The 16,786-nt window shown below is 51.5% G+C and carries 19 protein-coding genes; 15 read left to right on the forward strand and 4 right to left on the reverse strand.

Going from position 1 to position 16,786, the window contains the following annotated elements; all coding sequences use genetic code 11:
• Positions 1-143: 143 nt before the first annotated feature.
• Positions 144-1,280 (reverse strand): 23S rRNA (guanine(1835)-N(2))-methyltransferase RlmG, encoded by a 1,137-nt coding sequence (gene rlmG, locus AACS80_RS08915; RefSeq protein WP_130210408.1) that lies wholly within the window; start codon positions 1,278-1,280, stop codon positions 144-146.
• Between the two features lie 84 nt (positions 1,281-1,364).
• On the opposite strand from rlmG, the gene AACS80_RS08920 reads away from it, so the two are divergent.
• The 5 genes from AACS80_RS08920 to sstT all read left to right on the forward strand — a co-directional run bounded on the left by AACS80_RS08920 (position 1,365) and on the right by sstT (position 6,639).
• The gene (locus tag AACS80_RS08920) at positions 1,365-1,868 is read left to right on the forward strand and encodes a M48 metallopeptidase family protein (protein ID WP_001295542.1); all 504 of its coding nucleotides are present in this window, start codon (positions 1,365-1,367) and stop codon (positions 1,866-1,868) included.
• Positions 1,869-1,944: 76 nt separating this feature from the next.
• Complete coding sequence (locus tag AACS80_RS08925) at positions 1,945-2,637, forward strand: SanA/YdcF family protein (protein ID WP_135410481.1); 693 nt, start codon at positions 1,945-1,947, stop codon at positions 2,635-2,637.
• A gap of 78 nt (positions 2,638-2,715) precedes the next feature.
• Positions 2,716-3,714, forward strand: a complete 999-nt coding sequence (locus AACS80_RS08930; RefSeq protein WP_135410482.1) for a Gfo/Idh/MocA family protein — start codon at positions 2,716-2,718, stop codon at positions 3,712-3,714.
• A gap of 270 nt (positions 3,715-3,984) precedes the next feature.
• Positions 3,985-4,950 (forward strand): TerC family membrane protein Alx, encoded by a 966-nt coding sequence (gene alx / locus AACS80_RS08935; protein WP_130223864.1) that lies wholly within the window; start codon positions 3,985-3,987, stop codon positions 4,948-4,950.
• Positions 4,951-5,394: 444 nt separating this feature from the next.
• Positions 5,395-6,639, forward strand: coding sequence for a serine/threonine transporter SstT (gene sstT / locus AACS80_RS08940; RefSeq protein ID WP_135410483.1), 1,245 nt, complete (start codon positions 5,395-5,397; stop codon positions 6,637-6,639).
• Positions 6,640-6,642: 3 nt separating this feature from the next.
• On the opposite strand, the gene AACS80_RS08945 is transcribed toward sstT, so the two are convergent.
• The 3 genes from AACS80_RS08945 to uxaC form a co-directional block, all read right to left on the reverse strand.
• Positions 6,643-7,194, reverse strand: a complete 552-nt coding sequence (locus AACS80_RS08945; protein WP_130210398.1) for a YgjV family protein — start codon at positions 7,192-7,194, stop codon at positions 6,643-6,645.
• Between the two features lie 241 nt (positions 7,195-7,435).
• Positions 7,436-8,923, reverse strand: a complete 1,488-nt coding sequence (uxaA, locus tag AACS80_RS08950; RefSeq protein ID WP_135385456.1) for an altronate dehydratase — start codon at positions 8,921-8,923, stop codon at positions 7,436-7,438.
• Positions 8,924-8,937: 14 nt separating this feature from the next.
• A complete protein-coding gene (gene uxaC, locus AACS80_RS08955) occupies positions 8,938-10,350 on the reverse strand; it encodes a glucuronate isomerase (protein ID WP_130210394.1) in 1,413 nt (470 codons plus the stop codon).
• A gap of 483 nt (positions 10,351-10,833) precedes the next feature.
• On the opposite strand from uxaC, the gene exuT reads away from it, so the two are divergent.
• The 10 genes from exuT (at position 10,834) to AACS80_RS09000 (ending at position 16,565) form a co-directional block, all read left to right on the forward strand.
• A complete protein-coding gene (gene exuT, locus AACS80_RS08960; RefSeq protein WP_130210392.1) occupies positions 10,834-12,132 on the forward strand; it encodes a hexuronate transporter ExuT in 1,299 nt (432 codons plus the stop codon).
• 129 nt (positions 12,133-12,261) lie between these two features.
• Complete coding sequence (exuR, locus tag AACS80_RS08965) at positions 12,262-13,038, forward strand: transcriptional regulator ExuR (protein WP_064529587.1); 777 nt, start codon at positions 12,262-12,264, stop codon at positions 13,036-13,038.
• Between the two features lie 188 nt (positions 13,039-13,226).
• Entirely contained in the window at positions 13,227-13,361 is a 135-nt protein-coding gene (locus tag AACS80_RS23950; protein ID WP_441316611.1) for a hypothetical protein, read from the forward strand.
• Positions 13,362-13,382: 21 nt separating this feature from the next.
• A complete protein-coding gene (yqjA, locus tag AACS80_RS08970) occupies positions 13,383-14,045 on the forward strand; it encodes a DedA family general envelope maintenance protein YqjA (protein ID WP_064529586.1) in 663 nt (220 codons plus the stop codon).
• A 3-nt stretch (positions 14,046-14,048) separates the two neighbouring features.
• Positions 14,049-14,432, forward strand: a complete 384-nt coding sequence (mzrA, locus tag AACS80_RS08975) for an EnvZ/OmpR regulon moderator MzrA (RefSeq protein WP_130210390.1) — start codon at positions 14,049-14,051, stop codon at positions 14,430-14,432.
• Between the two features lie 146 nt (positions 14,433-14,578).
• Positions 14,579-14,947, forward strand: a complete 369-nt coding sequence (gene yqjC, locus AACS80_RS08980; RefSeq protein WP_130210388.1) for a DUF1090 family protein YqjC — start codon at positions 14,579-14,581, stop codon at positions 14,945-14,947.
• A 37-nt stretch (positions 14,948-14,984) separates the two neighbouring features.
• Positions 14,985-15,290: a DUF883 family protein gene (locus AACS80_RS08985; RefSeq protein WP_130210386.1), complete on the forward strand. Its 306-nt coding sequence runs from the start codon at positions 14,985-14,987 to the stop codon at positions 15,288-15,290.
• Between the two features lie 2 nt (positions 15,291-15,292).
• Positions 15,293-15,697, forward strand: coding sequence for a phage holin family protein (locus tag AACS80_RS08990; protein WP_130210384.1), 405 nt, complete (start codon positions 15,293-15,295; stop codon positions 15,695-15,697).
• Positions 15,687-15,986: a YqjK-like family protein gene (locus tag AACS80_RS08995; protein WP_130210382.1), complete on the forward strand. Its 300-nt coding sequence runs from the start codon at positions 15,687-15,689 to the stop codon at positions 15,984-15,986. The genes AACS80_RS08990 and AACS80_RS08995 overlap by 11 nt, the downstream gene beginning before the upstream one ends.
• Before the next feature lie 186 nt (positions 15,987-16,172).
• Positions 16,173-16,565, forward strand: a complete 393-nt coding sequence (locus AACS80_RS09000) for a DoxX family protein (protein WP_135488730.1) — start codon at positions 16,173-16,175, stop codon at positions 16,563-16,565.
• Positions 16,566-16,786: the final 221 nt, after the last annotated feature.

The following is a 16,786-nucleotide window of genomic DNA, read 5'->3' on the forward strand; positions in this document are numbered from 1 at the left end:
TTTGTTTTATGGAAGCGCGATTCCAGAACTGGGCAGACATTGCCGGATGCGACGCTTGCCGCGGCTTATCCGGCCTGGGGGTAACGTGCTGAACGTAGGCCAGATAAGGCGTTTACGCCGCATCCGGCAGGTAACTCCCAATCTTATCGACGGCGCCCCAGCTTCACTGCTTTCAGCACCACAAATTTATTATTCGTCGCAATAGTGGTGCAGTTGCCAAAAATTTTCTTCAGTTTATGGAAGTAATCCAGGTGACGGTTGGCAACGATATACAGCTCGCCGTTGATTTTCAGGCAGCGGCGGGCGTGGTGGAACATTTCCCAGGCGACGTTATCGGTTAGCGCATGTTGCTGATGAAACGGCGGGTTGCAGAGCACAGCATTAAAGCGGAAAGGCTCCACGCCGGAGAGCGCGTTGTTGATCATAAACTCGCAGCGATCCAACGCCTCTGGCATGTTGGTTTCGACGTTCAAACGGCTGGAAGCAACCGCCATCGGTGATTCATCGACAAACACCACTTTCGCCTGCGGGTTTTTATCAAGCAGCGTCAGGCCAATAACGCCGTTACCACAGCCGAGATCGACAATCTCCCCTTCGAGATTTTCCGGCAGATGTTGCATAAAGAAGCGCGCGCCAATATCCAGCCCGGTGCGGGAGAAGACATTCGCATGGTTGTGGATAGTCCAGTCAGTACCTTCCAGCTTCCAGCTAACGGTCTGCGGCGCATCGGCCAGCGGCGGTTCATTGAAAGTGCAATTAATCAGGCGCGCTTTTTTCCATGCCAGCGTGGTGGTGGTCGGGCCGAGCACTTTTTCGAACAGTTCCAGCGTGGAAGTGTGAATGTCACGGGCTTTGGCACCGGCAATAATGCGTGTTTCCGGCGTGACCACTTTGCGCAGCGCACGCAGTTGCTGTTCCAGCAATGCCAGTGTTTTCGGTATTTTGATCAGCACCACGCCCGGCTGTTGCGGGTAGTCAGCGGTGCTGTCAAGAAACTTCACGCTCGACTCATCAATCCCGTTGAGGCGTAAATTCTCGCGTGTCGCCAGTTCGCTGATGTATGAGTCGCCGATGCTGTACGGCTTATGTTCCGCCAGCGCACAGCTTAACGCGCCAAAAGCATCATTCAGGATTAACACCGGGCCGCGGATTTCTGTATCGTCCAACTGTTGCAGCAAATATTCATCCGCCGCTTCCCACGCCTGTAGCGGGTTAACGTCATCCGTCGCCGGAAAACGTTGTAGTGTCAGTGAACGGAAACCGTTGTCTAAGTGGCTCATCGGCCCTCCTGAATGATAAAATTTCGACGTTGCCCCTGAAAAGGGTGCGTGAGTATACCCTTTTTCTCTTTTTCGTGGGCGGTTATGAGCAATCTTACTTATCTTCAGGGTTATCCCGAGCAGCTGCTTTCCCAGGTGCGCACGCTGATTAATGAACAGCGTCTGGGCGATGTGCTGGCAAAACGCTATCCGGGAACGCACGACTACGCCACCGATAAAGCCCTCTGGCAATATACCCAGGATCTAAAAAATCAGTTTCTGCGCAATGCCCCGCCGATCAATAAAGTGATGTATGACAATAAGATCCACGTGCTGAAAAACGCGCTCGGGTTACATACCGCTGTTTCACGTGTGCAGGGCGGCAAGCTGAAAGCGAAGGCGGAGATCCGCGTCGCCACCGTGTTTCGCAACGCGCCAGAACCGTTTTTGCGCATGATTGTGGTGCACGAGCTGGCGCATCTGAAGGAGAAAGAGCACAACAAAGCGTTTTACCAGTTGTGCTGCCATATGGAACCGCAGTACCACCAGCTTGAGTTCGACACTCGCCTGTGGCTGACGCAACTGTCACTGGGACAAGACAAAATCTGAAAATGATCTCAGGCGCTATCTTTTCCTCCTTTAGCGCCTAAAATCGACCTCCCCTCTATCGTTAAGGATAACGACCATGCTGCGCGCATTCGCCCACCTTCTTCGCCGCATTTGTTTTTCTCGCCGGACTCTCAAAATTGCCTGTTTTCTGTTGCTTGTGGCAGGCGCGACGATTTTTATCGCCGATCGGGCAATGGTCAACGCCAGCCAACAACTCACCTGGAGTGACGTCAACGCTATTCCGGCACGTAACGTGGGTTTATTGTTGGGAGCAAGGCCAGGTAATCGTTACTTTACCCGACGTATTGATACCGCCGCAGAGTTGTACCACGCAGGAAAAGTGAAATGGTTGCTGGTCAGTGGCGACAACGGACGTAAAAATTACGATGAAGCGTCAGGCATGCAGCAGGCTTTGATCGCTAAGGGCGTACCGGCAAAAGTGATCTTCTGTGACTATGCCGGATTCTCAACGCTTGATTCAGTGGTACGTGCCAATAAAGTGTTTGGGGAAAACCATATCACCATTATCTCGCAGGAATTTCATAACCAACGCGCCATCTGGCTGGCAAAACAGTACGGCATCGATGCTATCGGGTTTAACGCGCCAGACCTGAATATGAAGCACGGTTTGTATACTCAGCTGCGGGAGAAACTCGCCAGGGTTAGAGCGGTGATAGACGCAAAAATCCTCCATCGTCAGCCAAAATATCTCGGGCCGTCGGTCATGATTGGTCCGTTTAGTGAGCATGGTTGTCCGGCGCAGAAATAATGCGTATCCGCGCACGTCGAAGATGAAAAAGGCGTGCTACATTGACGGCAGAATCCCTTTATGGAGTATCCACGCGTTATGATACGTTTCGCTGTGATTGGTACGAACTGGATCACTCACCAGTTCGTGGAGGCCGCACATGAGAGCGGTAAATATAAGTTAACCGCCGTCTATTCCCGCAGCCTTGAACAGGCCCAGCACTTCGCCAATGAGTTTTCTGTCGAGCATCTGTTTACGTCGCTGGAAGCGATGGCGGAAAGCGATGCCATTGACGCGGTGTATATTGCCAGCCCGAATGCCCTGCATTTTGCCCAGACGCAGCTTTTCCTTAGCCACAAAATTCATGTGATTTGCGAGAAACCGCTGGCGTCGAATCTGGCGGAAGTGGATGCCGCCATTGCCTGTGCGCGGGAAAATCAGGTGGTGCTGTTTGAAGCATTTAAAACGGCCTGCCTGCCTAACTTTCATCTGTTACGCCAGGCGCTGCCAAAAGTCGGCAAACTGCGGAAAGTCTTTTTCAACTACTGCCAGTATTCCTCGCGTTATCAACGTTATCTGGATGGTGAGAATCCCAACACCTTTAATCCGGCATTCTCTAACGGTTCAATTATGGATATCGGCTTTTACTGCCTGGCGTCGGCGGTGGCGTTATTTGGTGAACCGAAAAGCGTGCAGGCAACCGCCAGTTTGCTGGCAAGCGGCGTGGATGCCCACGGCGTGGTGGTGATGGATTACGGTGATTTCAGCGTTACGTTGCAGCACTCAAAAGTCAGTGATTCTGTCCTGGCGAGCGAGATTCAGGGCGAAGCGGGATCGCTGGTGATTGAAAAACTCTCTGAATGCCAGAAAGTCTGCTTTGTGCCGCGCGGCAGCCAGATGCAGGATCTCACTCAGCCACAGCATATTAATACCATGCTCTACGAAGCAGAGCTGTTTGCTGAACTGGTGGATGAGCATCTGATTAATCATCCGGGGCTGGCGGTTAGTCGCATCACCGCCAAACTGCTGACCGAGATCCGCCGCCAGACTGGGGTGATTTTTCCGGCAGATAGCGTAAAACAACAATGGTTACCGTAAAGCAGTGTAAAAGGCATGTAACAGACCATTGACTGGATGAATGGTCTGTCATACTTTGTTACCTGCAAAGGGGAGTAACTTCATTGCCGGTCGATCGTCATTACGATGTGTGAAAAACCACATCCGGTCACCGGGCAACCCGAAAGGAATACGCAGACGTATTCCTTTTTTGTTGTAAGTGAGACCTTGCCGGAAGGCGAGGTCTATGCATAAAAAGCAGCGGCTGACGTCTTCCGACGTTGGCCGTTTTTTTATGTGTAAGGAACTTCTATGAATACTGTCGGCACGCCGTTGCTATGGGGCGGATTCGCTGTTGTTGTCGCCATTATGCTGGCTATCGACCTGTTACTGCAGGGGCGTCGTGGCGCGCATGCCATGACCATGAAACAGGCTGCGGCCTGGTCGCTGGTGTGGGTGACCCTTTCGTTACTGTTTAACGCCGCTTTCTGGTGGTATTTAGTCCAGACGCAGGGGCGCGAAGTCGCGGACCCGCAGGCACTGGCCTTCCTCACCGGTTATCTGATTGAGAAATCGCTGGCGGTCGATAACGTCTTTGTCTGGCTGATGTTGTTCAGCTATTTCTCTGTTCCGGCGGCATTACAACGCCGCGTGCTGGTATATGGCGTGCTCGGGGCGATTGTTCTGCGTACCATCATGATCTTCACCGGTAGTTGGCTGATTTCTCAGTTCGACTGGATCCTGTATATCTTCGGCGCCTTCCTGCTGTTTACCGGCGTGAAGATGGCGCTCGCCCATGAAGATGAATCAGGGATTGGCGACAAGCCGTTGGTGCGCTGGCTGCGTGGTCATTTGCGTATGACTGACACCATCGACAACGAGCATTTCTTTGTGCGTAAGAATGGCTTGTTGTATGCCACGCCGCTGATGCTGGTGCTGATTCTGGTGGAGTTGAGCGACGTGATTTTCGCCGTGGATAGCATTCCGGCTATCTTCGCCGTGACTACCGACCCGTTTATTGTGCTGACCTCAAACTTGTTTGCGATCCTCGGCCTGCGTGCGATGTATTTCCTGCTGGCGGGCGTAGCAGAGCGTTTCTCGATGCTCAAATATGGTCTGGCAGTGATTCTGGTGTTTATCGGTATCAAGATGCTGATTGTCGACTTCTACCATATTCCGATCGCCGTTTCGCTGGGCGTGGTGTTTGGCATTCTGGTGACGACATTTATTATCAACGCGTGGGTGAATTATCGGCATGATAAGCAGCGGGGAGAATGATTCGCTATATATTAAGCCATTACTGGAGATAACTCATTCCAGACAAAGATGAGCTACTAATTATGTAATCGGCTTATAGCTCTTTACAAAAAGACCGCACGGGCGCAGGGGGCGGTAGCGATTGGCCGCCCCCTGCGCGCTCCCCGCGCCAGTGACTTTATATGGCATTGCACATTAAAGGAGCGCAACCGTTCTCATATTCCAAATTGTTTTGCCCATATGTCATCTAATCAGCCTTAGTAGCCAGTCCTTCCCTCTGCTTATGTCAAATAAATGTAACCATTAAGTTGCAAAACATGACCTCTCTTTAAAATCCAGCATTTTTCGCTTCCCGAAGCTGTAACTTTCCTTATACTCGACCTTGCAAACACTTTGTTACATCCTGAAAGATGCGTCGACAGAACGCACCAGGGATGTGCGACAACACAACGAAAGGATCGAAAAATGACTACGCAACGTTCACCGGGGCTATTCCGGCGTCTGGCTCATGGCAGCCTGGTAAAACAAATCCTGGTCGGCCTTGTTCTGGGGATTCTCCTGGCATGGATCTCAAAACCGGCCGCTGAAGCTGTCGGTCTGTTAGGCACTTTGTTCGTCGGTGCATTGAAAGCTGTAGCGCCAATTCTGGTGCTGATGCTGGTAATGGCTTCCATCGCTAACCACCAGCACGGGCAGAAAACCAATATCCGCCCTATTCTGTTCCTCTATCTGCTGGGTACTTTCTCTGCCGCGCTGGCTGCAGTTGTCTTCAGCTTCGCCTTCCCTTCGACCCTGCATTTGTCCAGTAGCGCGAGCGATATTTCCCCGCCGTCAGGCATTGTGGAAGTGATGCGAGGGCTGGTGTTGAGCATGGTTTCCAACCCCATCGACGCCCTGCTGAAAGGTAACTACATCGGGATTCTGGTGTGGGCCATTGGCCTTGGTTTCGCTCTGCGTCACGGTAACGAAACCACCAAAAACCTGGTCAACGATATGTCGAATGCCGTTACCTTTATGGTGAAACTGGTGATTCGTTTCGCACCAATCGGTATTTTTGGTCTGGTAGCTTCAACGCTGGCAACCACCGGTTTCTCCACCCTGTGGGGCTACGCGCAACTGCTGGTGGTGCTGGTTGGCTGTATGTTGCTGGTGGCGCTGGTGGTTAACCCGCTGCTGGTATGGTGGAAAATTCGTCGTAACCCATTCCCGCTGGTGCTGCTGTGCCTGCGCGAAAGCGGTGTATACGCCTTCTTCACCCGTAGCTCGGCGGCGAATATTCCGGTAAACATGGCGTTGTGTGAAAAGCTAAATCTGGACCGCGATACCTATTCCGTTTCTATTCCGCTAGGGGCGACGATCAATATGGCAGGCGCAGCCATTACCATTACCGTGTTGACGCTGGCTGCGGTCCATACGCTGGGTATTCCGGTGGATCTGCCCACGGCGCTGCTGTTGAGCGTAGTTGCATCACTTTGTGCCTGTGGTGCATCAGGCGTGGCAGGTGGTTCTCTGCTGCTGATCCCGCTGGCCTGTAATATGTTCGGTATTCCGAACGATATCGCCATGCAGGTGGTTGCCGTCGGCTTTATCATCGGCGTGTTGCAGGACTCCTGCGAAACCGCGCTGAACTCTTCAACTGACGTGCTGTTCACCGCAGCGGCTTGCCAGGCAGAAGATGCACGTCTGGCAAATAGCGCCCTGCGAAACTAATGCTTAGCCCCTTTCGTCTACGGCGGAAGGGGTTTTCTCCACTTTAAACGGATCAATTCCCCTTCTCTGCATACGCCAGAAACGAATGATGTTCAGGCCATTCATTAGCAGAAAACTACCCTCAATCATCGTGCCACCAATCGACCCGGCCCAAATGTTGTGAGTTAACCAGCAACAAGTAGAAAACCACATCACGCAGCGCATGGTCAGTCCTTTAAAGCGAAATAGCGCCCAGGTACTGACAATCGTGCCAATGACTGGCAGCAGCTCCATCGGATGATGGAACTTCGCCAGACCAACTCCTCCCGTCAGCACGATGAAGATCGCCATTATCCATAAACTACGGGTACGCAGAGTAATTAACGTACGGATAGCATTGAGGATTGAGCTGGCCCCCGCCGGGAAGACACCCATCAGGAAAAAATGTATGCCAATAAATACGCTATAGATGGAAAGCTGAATTTTGAAGCGACGTTCATCGCGGTTGAAGAATGTTGTAATACCAATCAGAAAGGCGATGACACCCACGCCCTGGGCCAGCCAATACGCGGTCATGATAAATCCTTAGCAGGTATGGAAAAGCAAACGGCGCTTCGAGTTAGAAACGCCGCTTCAGATTGCTGACAAAGTGCATCTCATTTCTTGCCGGATGCGGCGTAAACGCCTTATCCGGCCTACAAGATCGTGCAACTTTACTATATTGCGAAGCGCATCAGGCAATTATGCGTTTATCAACAATCTTAAACGACGCTTCATATTATGAAACGCCGTTTTTTATTCACAACTTATTTCGACTTTACAGCGTTACGCCGCTTTTAAAGATCGCCAGTTCGCGGAAGTCGTTACGCTCGTTGCAGGTTTGCTTACCGTTGGCAAACTCAACGATGGTATCGATAAATTCTTCCAGCAACTGCGGCATCGCTTTACCGTGGATCAGCTGACCCGCGTCAAAGTCGATCCAGTGTTTTTTCTTCGCTGCCAGTTCGCTGTTGGTAGCGATTTTCACCGTCGGTACAAATCCGCCGTACGGCGTGCCGCGACCGGTACTAAACAGCACCATGTGGCAGCCCGCACCCGCCAGGGCGCTGGTCGCTACGGCATCGTTACCCGGTGCACTTAACAGGTTCAGCCCTGGTGTTTTCAAACGTTCGCCGTAGCGCAGCACGTCTACCACCTGGCTGGAGCCCGCTTTCTGCGTACAGCCGAGTGATTTATCTTCCAGCGTGGTGATACCACCCGCTTTGTTCCCCGGCGATGGGTTTTCGTAGATCGGCTGGTCATGGGCAATAAAGTACTGTTTGAAGTCGTTGACCATGGTGACCAATTTTTCAAACGTCGCTTCGTCACGGCAATGGTCCATCAGTAACTGCTCTGCACCGAACATCTCCGGTACTTCGGTCAGCACGGTAGTACCGCCGTTAGCGATGACGTAATCAGAGAAACGCCCCAGCATTGGGTTAGCAGTAATACCGGAAAGGCCGTCAGAACCGCCGCACTCCAGACCAAACTTCAGTTCGCTGAGTTTACCCGGCTCGCGCTTGTCATTGCGCATGACGTTATACAGCTGATGCAAATGCTCGATCCCGGCTTCAATCTCATCATCCTGCTGTTGGCAGATCATGAAATGAACGCGTTCAGGATCGATATCGCCCAGCGTTTCACGGAAAGCATCAACCTGGTTGTTTTCACAGCCCAGACCAATGACCAACACGGCGCCTGCGTTCGGATGACGCACCATGTTTTGCAGCATGGTGCGGGTATTAATGTGATCGTCGCCCAGCTGCGAGCAGCCATAGGTGTGGCTGAAGAGGAACACACCGTCAGTACCTTCAGCGTTGTTCGTCTCTTTCAAAAAACGGTTCTGGATCTGTCGCGCGATGCCGTTAACGCAGCCCACGGTCGGCAGGATCCACAACTCGTTACGCACCCCGACATCACCGTTAGCGCGACGATAGATCTGCACTTCACGATCTGCCGCTTGCGCAGGCAGATCCTGAAAATCAGGTTGATAGCGATACTGATCCAGATCGCTCAGATTCGTGCGCGTATTGTGGGCGTGAACGTGTTCCCCCGCCGCAATATCCGCCAATGCATAACCAATCGGTAGGCCATATTTAATGACGTTGGCCCCTTTTTCGATATCTGTTAACGCAAATTTATGTCCACGAGCAACATCCTGGCGCAGCGTTACGGTCTGGTTATCGACACTGATTTCTGTGCCTTCCGCCAAATCCGCTAAAGCGACCGCGACGTTATCCAGCGCATGGATCTTGATGTATTGCATATCAACCCCAGACCTTAGTTCAGTTCAATGGCGAAGTAGTCACGCGCATTGTTAAAGCAAATATTTCTCACCATCTCGCCCAGCAGGTTGATGTCCGCCGGTGCTTCGCCCGCTTCCACCCAGCGGCCAATCATCTGGCACAGAATGCGGCGGAAGTATTCGTGACGGGTGTACGACAGGAAGCTACGGCTGTCAGTCAGCATCCCAACAAAACGGCTCAGCAGACCGAGCTGTGCCAGTTGGGTCATCTGACGTTCCATACCGTCTTTCTGATCGTTAAACCACCAGCCGGAACCGAACTGCATTTTGCCTGGCATACCTTCGCCCTGGAAGTTACCGATCATAGTACCCAGCACTTCGTTATCGCGCGGATTCAGGCAGTAGAGAATGGTTTTCGGCAGCAGGTTTTCTTCGTTCTGTTTGCTCAGCAGCTTAGACAACTCTTCCGCCATCGGACGGTCGTTGATGGAGTCAAAGCCGACATCCGGCCCCAGCAGTTTGAACTGACGCAGGTTGTTATTACGCAGCGCGCCAATGTGGTACTGCTGTACCCAGCCGCGACGTGCGTATTCGGCGCCCAGGAATACCAGCACCGCAGTTTTGAACTGTGCGACTTCATGCTCACTCAGGGTTTCGCCTGCCAGACGACGTGCCAGGATGCTATCCAGTTCCGCTTCGTTCGCTTCGGCAAACATCACCACGTCCAGCGCGTGGTCAGACACTTTACAACCGTGAGCGGCGAAGTGATCCAGACGTTTGGTCAGAGCAGTTTGCAGATCAGCAAAGCGACGAATATCGGTATCGGAAACTTCACCCAGCTTCGCCATGTAGTCGTTAAAGGTCGCCTGTTCAATGTTGAAGGCTTTATCCGGACGCCAGCTCGGCAGCACTTTGATGTTGAAAGAGCCGTCTTTGGCGATCTCTGCGTGATGTTCCAGAGAGTCGATCGGGTCGTCGGTGGTGCCGACCATTTTCACGTTCATCTGCTGCATGATGCCGCGCGCGGAGAATTTGTCCTGCGCCAGCAGTTCGTTACATTCGTTCCAGATTTCATCTGCAGTAGACGGAGACAGCAGTTTGCCAGTGATGCCAAACGGACGACGCAGTTCGAGGTGCGTCCAGTGGTATAACGGGTTACCGATCGTGTGCGGAACGGTCGCTGCCCAGGCATCAAACTTCTCACGGTCAGATGCATCACCAGTACACAGGCGCTCAGCAACACCATTGGTACGCATTGCACGCCATTTGTAGTGGTCGCCTTTCAGCCAGATGTCATACAGATTCTTAAAGCGATAGTCTTCTGCGATTTGCTGCGGCGGTAAATGGCAGTGGTAGTCGAAAATCGGCTGGTCTTTTGCGTAGTCGTGATACAGACGGCGGGCAAATTCAGTATCTAACAGGAAATCTTCAGTCATAAACGGAGTCATTATCGTCTTCCTCTCAACGAGTGAGCTAGCTTGCTTAGGGTGCGATGCTGACAAAGTTATCACACCAATTTCCAGAGCCCGAAGATATTTTCGTGAGTTAGATCAATAAACGTAGTTAAAAAAATTACTCTCAAAGTGGTAAATCCCTCTGCAAGCCGCGCCAGTTCTGGCTTCGCTCTCATCCAGTAATGCCCCTACAAATATTCCCACATTTGTGATGGCTCTCACCTTTTAAAGTTGTATGACAAGTTATCTTTCTGCCGTCGCGAATCATAAGTCGACGGAATGCAAATTGCCGATTCATTCATTTTTTAGATGAATTGGGTTGACCGGTACGGAAGCCGAATTAGCACGAAACTTTCATGGCAGCGTTCGGGGTGTACCGGTTTTTTTTTCGGTCATCCGGTCGTAACTAACATCCTCTGCCCCAGGCAGGATGATGACCGCGCTTATTGCGGATATAACAAAACGATGAGGTTTTACATGCGTAAAATTAAAGGGTTACGTTGGTACATGATCGCATTGGTGACGCTCGGCACCGTGCTCGGTTACCTGACGCGTAACACTGTGGCGGCAGCTGCACCAACTCTGATGGAAGAGTTAAACATCTCCACCCAACAGTATTCCTACATCATCGCAGCCTATTCTGCTGCATATACGGTCATGCAACCTGTAGCGGGTTATGTACTGGATGTTCTGGGGACGAAAATCGGTTACGCAATGTTTGCCGTGCTGTGGGCGGTATTCTGTGGCGCAACCGCACTGGCTGGTAGCTGGGGCGGTCTGGCGATTGCCCGTGGTGCGGTAGGTGCGGCAGAAGCGGCGATGATCCCAGCAGGTCTGAAAGCCAGTTCTGAATGGTTCCCGGCGAAAGAACGCTCCATCGCAGTAGGTTACTTTAACGTTGGTTCCTCAATTGGTGCGATGATTGCGCCGCCGCTGGTGGTATGGGCAATCGTCATGCACAGCTGGCAGATGGCATTTATTATCTCCGGTGCGTTGAGCTTTATCTGGGCGATGGCATGGCTGATTTTCTATAAACATCCACGCGACCAGAAACATCTGACCGATGAAGAACGTGACTACATTATTAATGGTCAGGAAGCCCAGCACCAGGTTGGCGCGGCGAAGAAAATGTCCGTTGCTCAGATCCTGCGTAACCGTCAGTTCTGGGGTATCGCATTACCGCGCTTCCTGGCTGAACCAGCCTGGGGTACTTTCAACGCGTGGATCCCGCTGTTCATGTTTAAAGTTTACGGCTTTAACCTGAAAGAGATCGCGATGTTCGCCTGGATGCCAATGCTGTTTGCTGACCTTGGTTGTATCCTCGGTGGTTACCTGCCGCCACTGTTCCAGCGTTGGTTTGGTGTGAACCTGATTGTTTCCCGTAAGATGGTGGTAACACTGGGTGCGGTACTGATGATTGGCCCAGGTATGATCGGTCTGTTCACCAACCCGTATGTCGCGATTATGCTGCTGTGTATCGGTGGTTTTGCTCACCAGGCGCTGTCTGGCGCGCTGATTACCCTCTCTTCTGACGTGTTTGGTCGTAACGAAGTGGCAACGGCAAACGGTCTGACTGGGATGTCTGCATGGCTGGCAAGTACGCTGTTTGCGCTGGTTGTGGGTGCACTGGCTGACACCATCGGCTTCAGCCCGCTGTTCGCAGTACTGGCGGTATTCGACTTGCTGGGTGCGCTGGTTATCTGGACCGTGTTGCAGAACAAACCGGCAATTGAGGTAGCGCAGGAATCACATAACGACCCCGCACCGCAACATTAACGCTAAATGTAAGTTTTAGTTTCCCTTCAAAGCCGCCTTCTCAGGCGGCTTTTTCACCACTGCGAGTAGAGCTAAGCTCGCAAAAGTGGTATAACAAATATAGTCTGCCGTATCATGCCTGGAGCGCATATGGAAATCACTGAACCACGCCGTTTGTACCAACAGCTCGCCGCTGACCTGAAAGAACGCATCGAGCAGGGCGTCTATCTGGTGGGTGATAAACTGCCCGCCGAACGTTTTATTTCTGATGAAAAAAACGTCAGCCGCACCGTGGTTCGTGAAGCCATCATCATGCTTGAAGTCGAGGGCTATGTAGAAGTACGCAAAGGCTCGGGAATTCATGTGGTTTCCAACCAGCCTCGCCATCAGCAGGCGGCGGACGCGAATATGGAATTTGCCAATTACGGTCCGTTTGAACTGCTCCAGGCACGTCAACTTATCGAAAGCAATATTGCCGAGTTTGCTGCAACCCAGGTAACGAAACAGGACATCATGAAACTGATGGCCATCCAGGAGCAGGCGCGCGGCGAACAATGCTTCCGTGATTCCGAGTGGGATTTGCAGTTTCATATTCAGGTCGCATTAGCGACGCAGAACTCTGCACTGGCTGCCATCGTAGAGAAAATGTGGACCCAGCGTAGCCATAACCCGTACTGGAAAAAGCTGCACGAGCACATTGATTCCCGTACCGTCGATAACTGGTGTGATGACCACGATCAGATCCTCAAAGCGTTGATACGCAAAGATCCTCATGCCGCCAAACTTGCAATGTGGCAGCATCTGGAAAATACCAAAATTATGTTGTTTAACGAAACCAGTGACGATTTCGAGTTCAATGCCGACCGCTATTTGTTCGCCGAGAATCCAGTCGTTCATCTGGATACTGTGGCCAACAGCAGCAAATAAACTCCCATTTCTGACAGGCGCAGCAACGCGCCTGTTCGCTTTATCAGTAAGCGAAAAGTATAAAGTGTCAGCCTGTGTAAATCCTCTCGCCACCCTCCTCTGCAATCAGCAAAATCAGACTCCACGGACATGTAATTTTGATAACGAACAACGTTGACCTTTGTTACAATTAGATTCAATTTGAATTTATGCTATTAAATGTTTTCTTATCTCACGTTTTAACAGGGAATAGTTCAGGCCGTATTGGTGTCTCGACCCGCAATATATACAACAACAGCAATAACCTGACGGGTGTGCATCATTTAAAACCGGCGTGGCGTTAACCGATTCACCAGGAATAATGAATGGAACTTTTGACCCAATTGCTGCAAGCCCTGTGGGCGCAGGATTTTGAAACCCTGGCCAATCCGTCGATGATTGGCATGTTGTATTTTGTCTTGTTTGTGATTTTGTTCCTCGAAAACGGCTTGCTTCCAGCGGCCTTTTTACCAGGCGACAGCTTGCTGGTGTTGGTCGGTGTATTGATTGCCAAAGGCGCAATGGGTTACCCGCAGACTATTATGCTGCTCACTGTTGCGGCCAGCCTCGGTTGCTGGGTCAGCTACATACAGGGGCGATGGCTGGGAAACACCCGCACCGTACAAAACTGGCTATCCCATTTACCTGCGCACTACCACCAACGCGCACACCATCTTTTTCATAAACACGGTTTATCTGCGCTGTTAATTGGTCGCTTTATCGCATTTGTCAGAACATTACTGCCGACCATTGCCGGATTGTCAGGGCTGAATAACGCCCGCTTTCAGTTCTTCAACTGGATGAGTGGCCTGCTGTGGGTGTTGATTCTGACAACCTTAGGTTACATGCTCGGCAAGACGCCGGTATTTTTGAAGTATGAGGACCAGCTGATGTCATGCCTGATGCTGCTCCCGGTGGTACTGCTGGTGTTCGGCCTGGCAGGTTCTCTGGTTGTGTTATGGAAAAAGAAATATGGAAATCGGGGGTAAAGGATGCAAATACCTCGCATGTCGCTTCGCCAGCTAGCCTGGTTCGGCGCTGCTATATTGCTGGCTGGCACGCTGCTGCTGGCCTGGTCTGCGGTTCGTCAACAAGAATCCACGCTGGCGATCCGCGCCATTCATCAAGGGACGACGATGCCGGACGGTTTTTCCATCTGGCATCACCTTGACGCTCATGGAATTCCTTTCAAAAGCATCACCCCTAAGAATGACACTCTGTTGATTACGTTTGATTCCAGCGATCAAAGCGCCGCCGCCAAAGCGGTCCTCGATAGAACATTGCCTCATGGCTACATCATTGCGCAGCAGGACGATAATAATCAGGCCATGCAATGGCTGACCCGGCTGCGGGACAATTCTCATCGCTTCGGATAACTTCCTGTTATCCGAAACATATCACTCACTTTGGTGATTTCACCGTTACTGTCTATGATTAATAAGGCGGTGGTTAATACCACCGCCTCGTTGTCTGGACAATCGTTCCTCTGTAATGGGTCCGAGTCACAATGGAAGGTTCAAGAATGAAATACCGCATCGCTTTAGCTGTTTCTCTTTTTGCTCTTAGTGTCAGTAGTTATGCCACTACCCTTTGTCAGGAAAAGGAGCAAAATATCCTTAAGGAGATCAGCTATGCCGAAAAACACCAAAACCAGAATCGTATCAATGGCCTGAACAAAGCCCTTAGTGAAGTGCGGGCGAATTGTTCAGATAACCAGTTGCGTGCCGATCATCAAAAGAAAATCGCGAAGCAGAAAGATGAAGTGGCAGAACGCAAGCATGATTTAGCCGAGGCGAAACAAAAAGGCGATGCCGATAAGATTGCTAAACGCGAACGGAAACTGGCAGAAGCGCAGGAAGAGCTGAAAAAGCTGGAAGCGCGCGACTACTAATCCCCAATAGTTAATACTTACTCACCTGGAGAAAACTATGTCGAAAGAACACACTACGGAACACCTGCGTGCTGAGTTGAAATCCCTGTCCGATACGCTGGAAGAGGTGCTTAGCTCCTCTGGCGAAAAGTCAAAAGAAGAGCTGAGTAAGATTCGTAGCAAAGCGGAACAGGCACTGAAGCAGAGTCGCTATCGTCTGGGTGAAACCGGTGATGCGATTGCTAAACAAACCCGCGAAGCGGCGGCGCGTGCCGATGAATATGTGCGTGAGAATCCGTGGGCGGGAGTTGGTATTGGCGCAGCCATCGGCGTGGTGCTGGGCGTTCTGCTGTCGCGTCGTTAATTATGGCGGACACTCATCACGCGCAAGGGCCCGGTAAAAGCGTTCTGGGAATCGGGCAGCGAATTGTCACCATCATGGTCGAAATGGTGGAGACGCGTCTGCGGCTGGCGGTGGTTGAGCTGGAAGAAGAAAAAGCCAATATCTTTCAGCTTTTACTGATGCTCGGCCTGACGATGCTTTTCGCTGCATTTGGTCTTATGAGCCTGATGGTGCTGATTATCTGGGCAGTTGATCCGCAATATCGCCTGAATGCAATGATTGCCACCACTGTGGTGTTGCTGCTTCTGGCACTCATCGGCGGTATCTGGACATTACGCAAGTCGCGCAAATCCACCTTGCTGCGCCATACGCGTCACGAACTGGCAAACGATCGACAACTTCTCGAGGAGGAATCCCGTGAGCGGTAAAGTCGAACGTGAACAACGTAAGGCACAGCTGCTTCGTCAGATCCAGCAGCAACGGTTGGATCTTTCCGCCAGTCGGCGTGACTGGCTGGAGGCGACAGGCGCCTACGATCGTCGTTGGAATATGCTGTTGAGCCTGCGTTCCTGGGCGCTGGTCGGCAGCAGCGTGATGGCTATCTGGACGATTCGCCATCCGAATATGCTGGTCCGCTGGGCCAGGCGCGGTTTTGGCGTCTGGAGTGCGTGGCGTCTGGTTAAAACCACCCTCAATCAGCAACAGCTTCGCGGTTAAATTCCTCTCTGGCCGGAACTATTCCGGCCTTATCCCTCAAATTTTTTGAAAATTTTTGACAGTTTTCCTTGCTAACAATCACCATTCACTACGTTTATGCTTCTCTCCATCGACAGCAATGACGCTAATACCGCGCCCTTGCACAAAAAAACAATCAGCAGCCTGAGTGGCGCAGTGGAGAGTATGATGAAAAAATTAGAAGATGTTGGTGTACTGGTAGCGCGTATTTTAATGCCGATTCTGTTCGTTACCGCAGGCTGGGGAAAAATTACTGGCTACGCTGGTACTCAACAATATATGGAAGCAATGGGCGTCCCGGGCTTTATGCTGCCGCTGGTGATCCTGCTTGAGTTCGGTGGCGGTTTGGCAATCCTGTTCGGTTTCCTGACTCGCACCACCGCGCTGTTTACCGCTGGCTTTACACTGTTGACGGCGTTTTTATTTCACAGCAACTTTGCTGAAGGCGTCAACTCGCTGATGTTCATGAAAAACCTGACAATTTCTGGCGGATTCCTGCTGCTGGCGATTACCGGACCGGGCGCGTATAGCATCGACCGTCTGCTGAATAAAAAGTGGTAAGCACGCGCTATACTTAACGATAAAAAACGAGGGGGAAACTCCTCGTTTCAGATTGTTGACAAAGTACGCGTTGTTCATGCCGGATGCGGCGTGAACGCTTTATCCGGCTTACAAAAACATGCAAATTCAATATATTGCAAGAACCTCGTAGGCCTGATAAGCATAGCACATCAGGCAGTTTTGCGTTTGCCATCAGTCTCAAACGAGGAGAAACGCTCCTC

Origin of the sequence: Escherichia sp. E4385 (assembly GCF_963883145.1) — a bacterium.
In the GTDB taxonomy this organism is placed as follows: Bacteria; Pseudomonadota; Gammaproteobacteria; order Enterobacterales; family Enterobacteriaceae; genus Escherichia.

What these genes read in the sequence shown, in the direction of transcription:
- exuR (WP_064529587.1), top strand. Translation starts at nt 12,262, where the DNA reads ATGGAAATCACTGAACCACGCCGTTTGTACCAACAGCTCGCCGCTGAC.
- yqjC (WP_130210388.1), top strand. Translation starts at nt 14,579, where the DNA reads ATGAAATACCGCATCGCTTTAGCTGTTTCTCTTTTTGCTCTTAGTGTC.
- AACS80_RS08920 (WP_001295542.1), top strand. Translation starts at nt 1,365, where the DNA reads ATGAGCAATCTTACTTATCTTCAGGGTTATCCCGAGCAGCTGCTTTCC.
- rlmG (WP_130210408.1), bottom strand. Translation starts at nt 1,280, where the DNA reads ATGAGCCACTTAGACAACGGTTTCCGTTCACTGACACTACAACGTTTT.
- AACS80_RS09000 (WP_135488730.1), top strand. Translation starts at nt 16,173, where the DNA reads ATGAAAAAATTAGAAGATGTTGGTGTACTGGTAGCGCGTATTTTAATG.
- uxaC (WP_130210394.1), bottom strand. Translation starts at nt 10,350, where the DNA reads ATGACTCCGTTTATGACTGAAGATTTCCTGTTAGATACTGAATTTGCC.
- AACS80_RS08930 (WP_135410482.1), top strand. Translation starts at nt 2,716, where the DNA reads ATGATACGTTTCGCTGTGATTGGTACGAACTGGATCACTCACCAGTTC.
- AACS80_RS08985 (WP_130210386.1), top strand. Translation starts at nt 14,985, where the DNA reads ATGTCGAAAGAACACACTACGGAACACCTGCGTGCTGAGTTGAAATCC.
- AACS80_RS08990 (WP_130210384.1), top strand. Translation starts at nt 15,293, where the DNA reads ATGGCGGACACTCATCACGCGCAAGGGCCCGGTAAAAGCGTTCTGGGA.
- yqjA (WP_064529586.1), top strand. Translation starts at nt 13,383, where the DNA reads ATGGAACTTTTGACCCAATTGCTGCAAGCCCTGTGGGCGCAGGATTTT.
- AACS80_RS23950 (WP_441316611.1), top strand. Translation starts at nt 13,227, where the DNA reads ATGCTATTAAATGTTTTCTTATCTCACGTTTTAACAGGGAATAGTTCA.
- uxaA (WP_135385456.1), bottom strand. Translation starts at nt 8,923, where the DNA reads ATGCAATACATCAAGATCCATGCGCTGGATAACGTCGCGGTCGCTTTA.
- AACS80_RS08945 (WP_130210398.1), bottom strand. Translation starts at nt 7,194, where the DNA reads ATGACCGCGTATTGGCTGGCCCAGGGCGTGGGTGTCATCGCCTTTCTG.
- alx (WP_130223864.1), top strand. Translation starts at nt 3,985, where the DNA reads ATGAATACTGTCGGCACGCCGTTGCTATGGGGCGGATTCGCTGTTGTT.
- AACS80_RS08925 (WP_135410481.1), top strand. Translation starts at nt 1,945, where the DNA reads ATGCTGCGCGCATTCGCCCACCTTCTTCGCCGCATTTGTTTTTCTCGC.
- mzrA (WP_130210390.1), top strand. Translation starts at nt 14,049, where the DNA reads ATGCAAATACCTCGCATGTCGCTTCGCCAGCTAGCCTGGTTCGGCGCT.
- exuT (WP_130210392.1), top strand. Translation starts at nt 10,834, where the DNA reads ATGCGTAAAATTAAAGGGTTACGTTGGTACATGATCGCATTGGTGACG.
- sstT (WP_135410483.1), top strand. Translation starts at nt 5,395, where the DNA reads ATGACTACGCAACGTTCACCGGGGCTATTCCGGCGTCTGGCTCATGGC.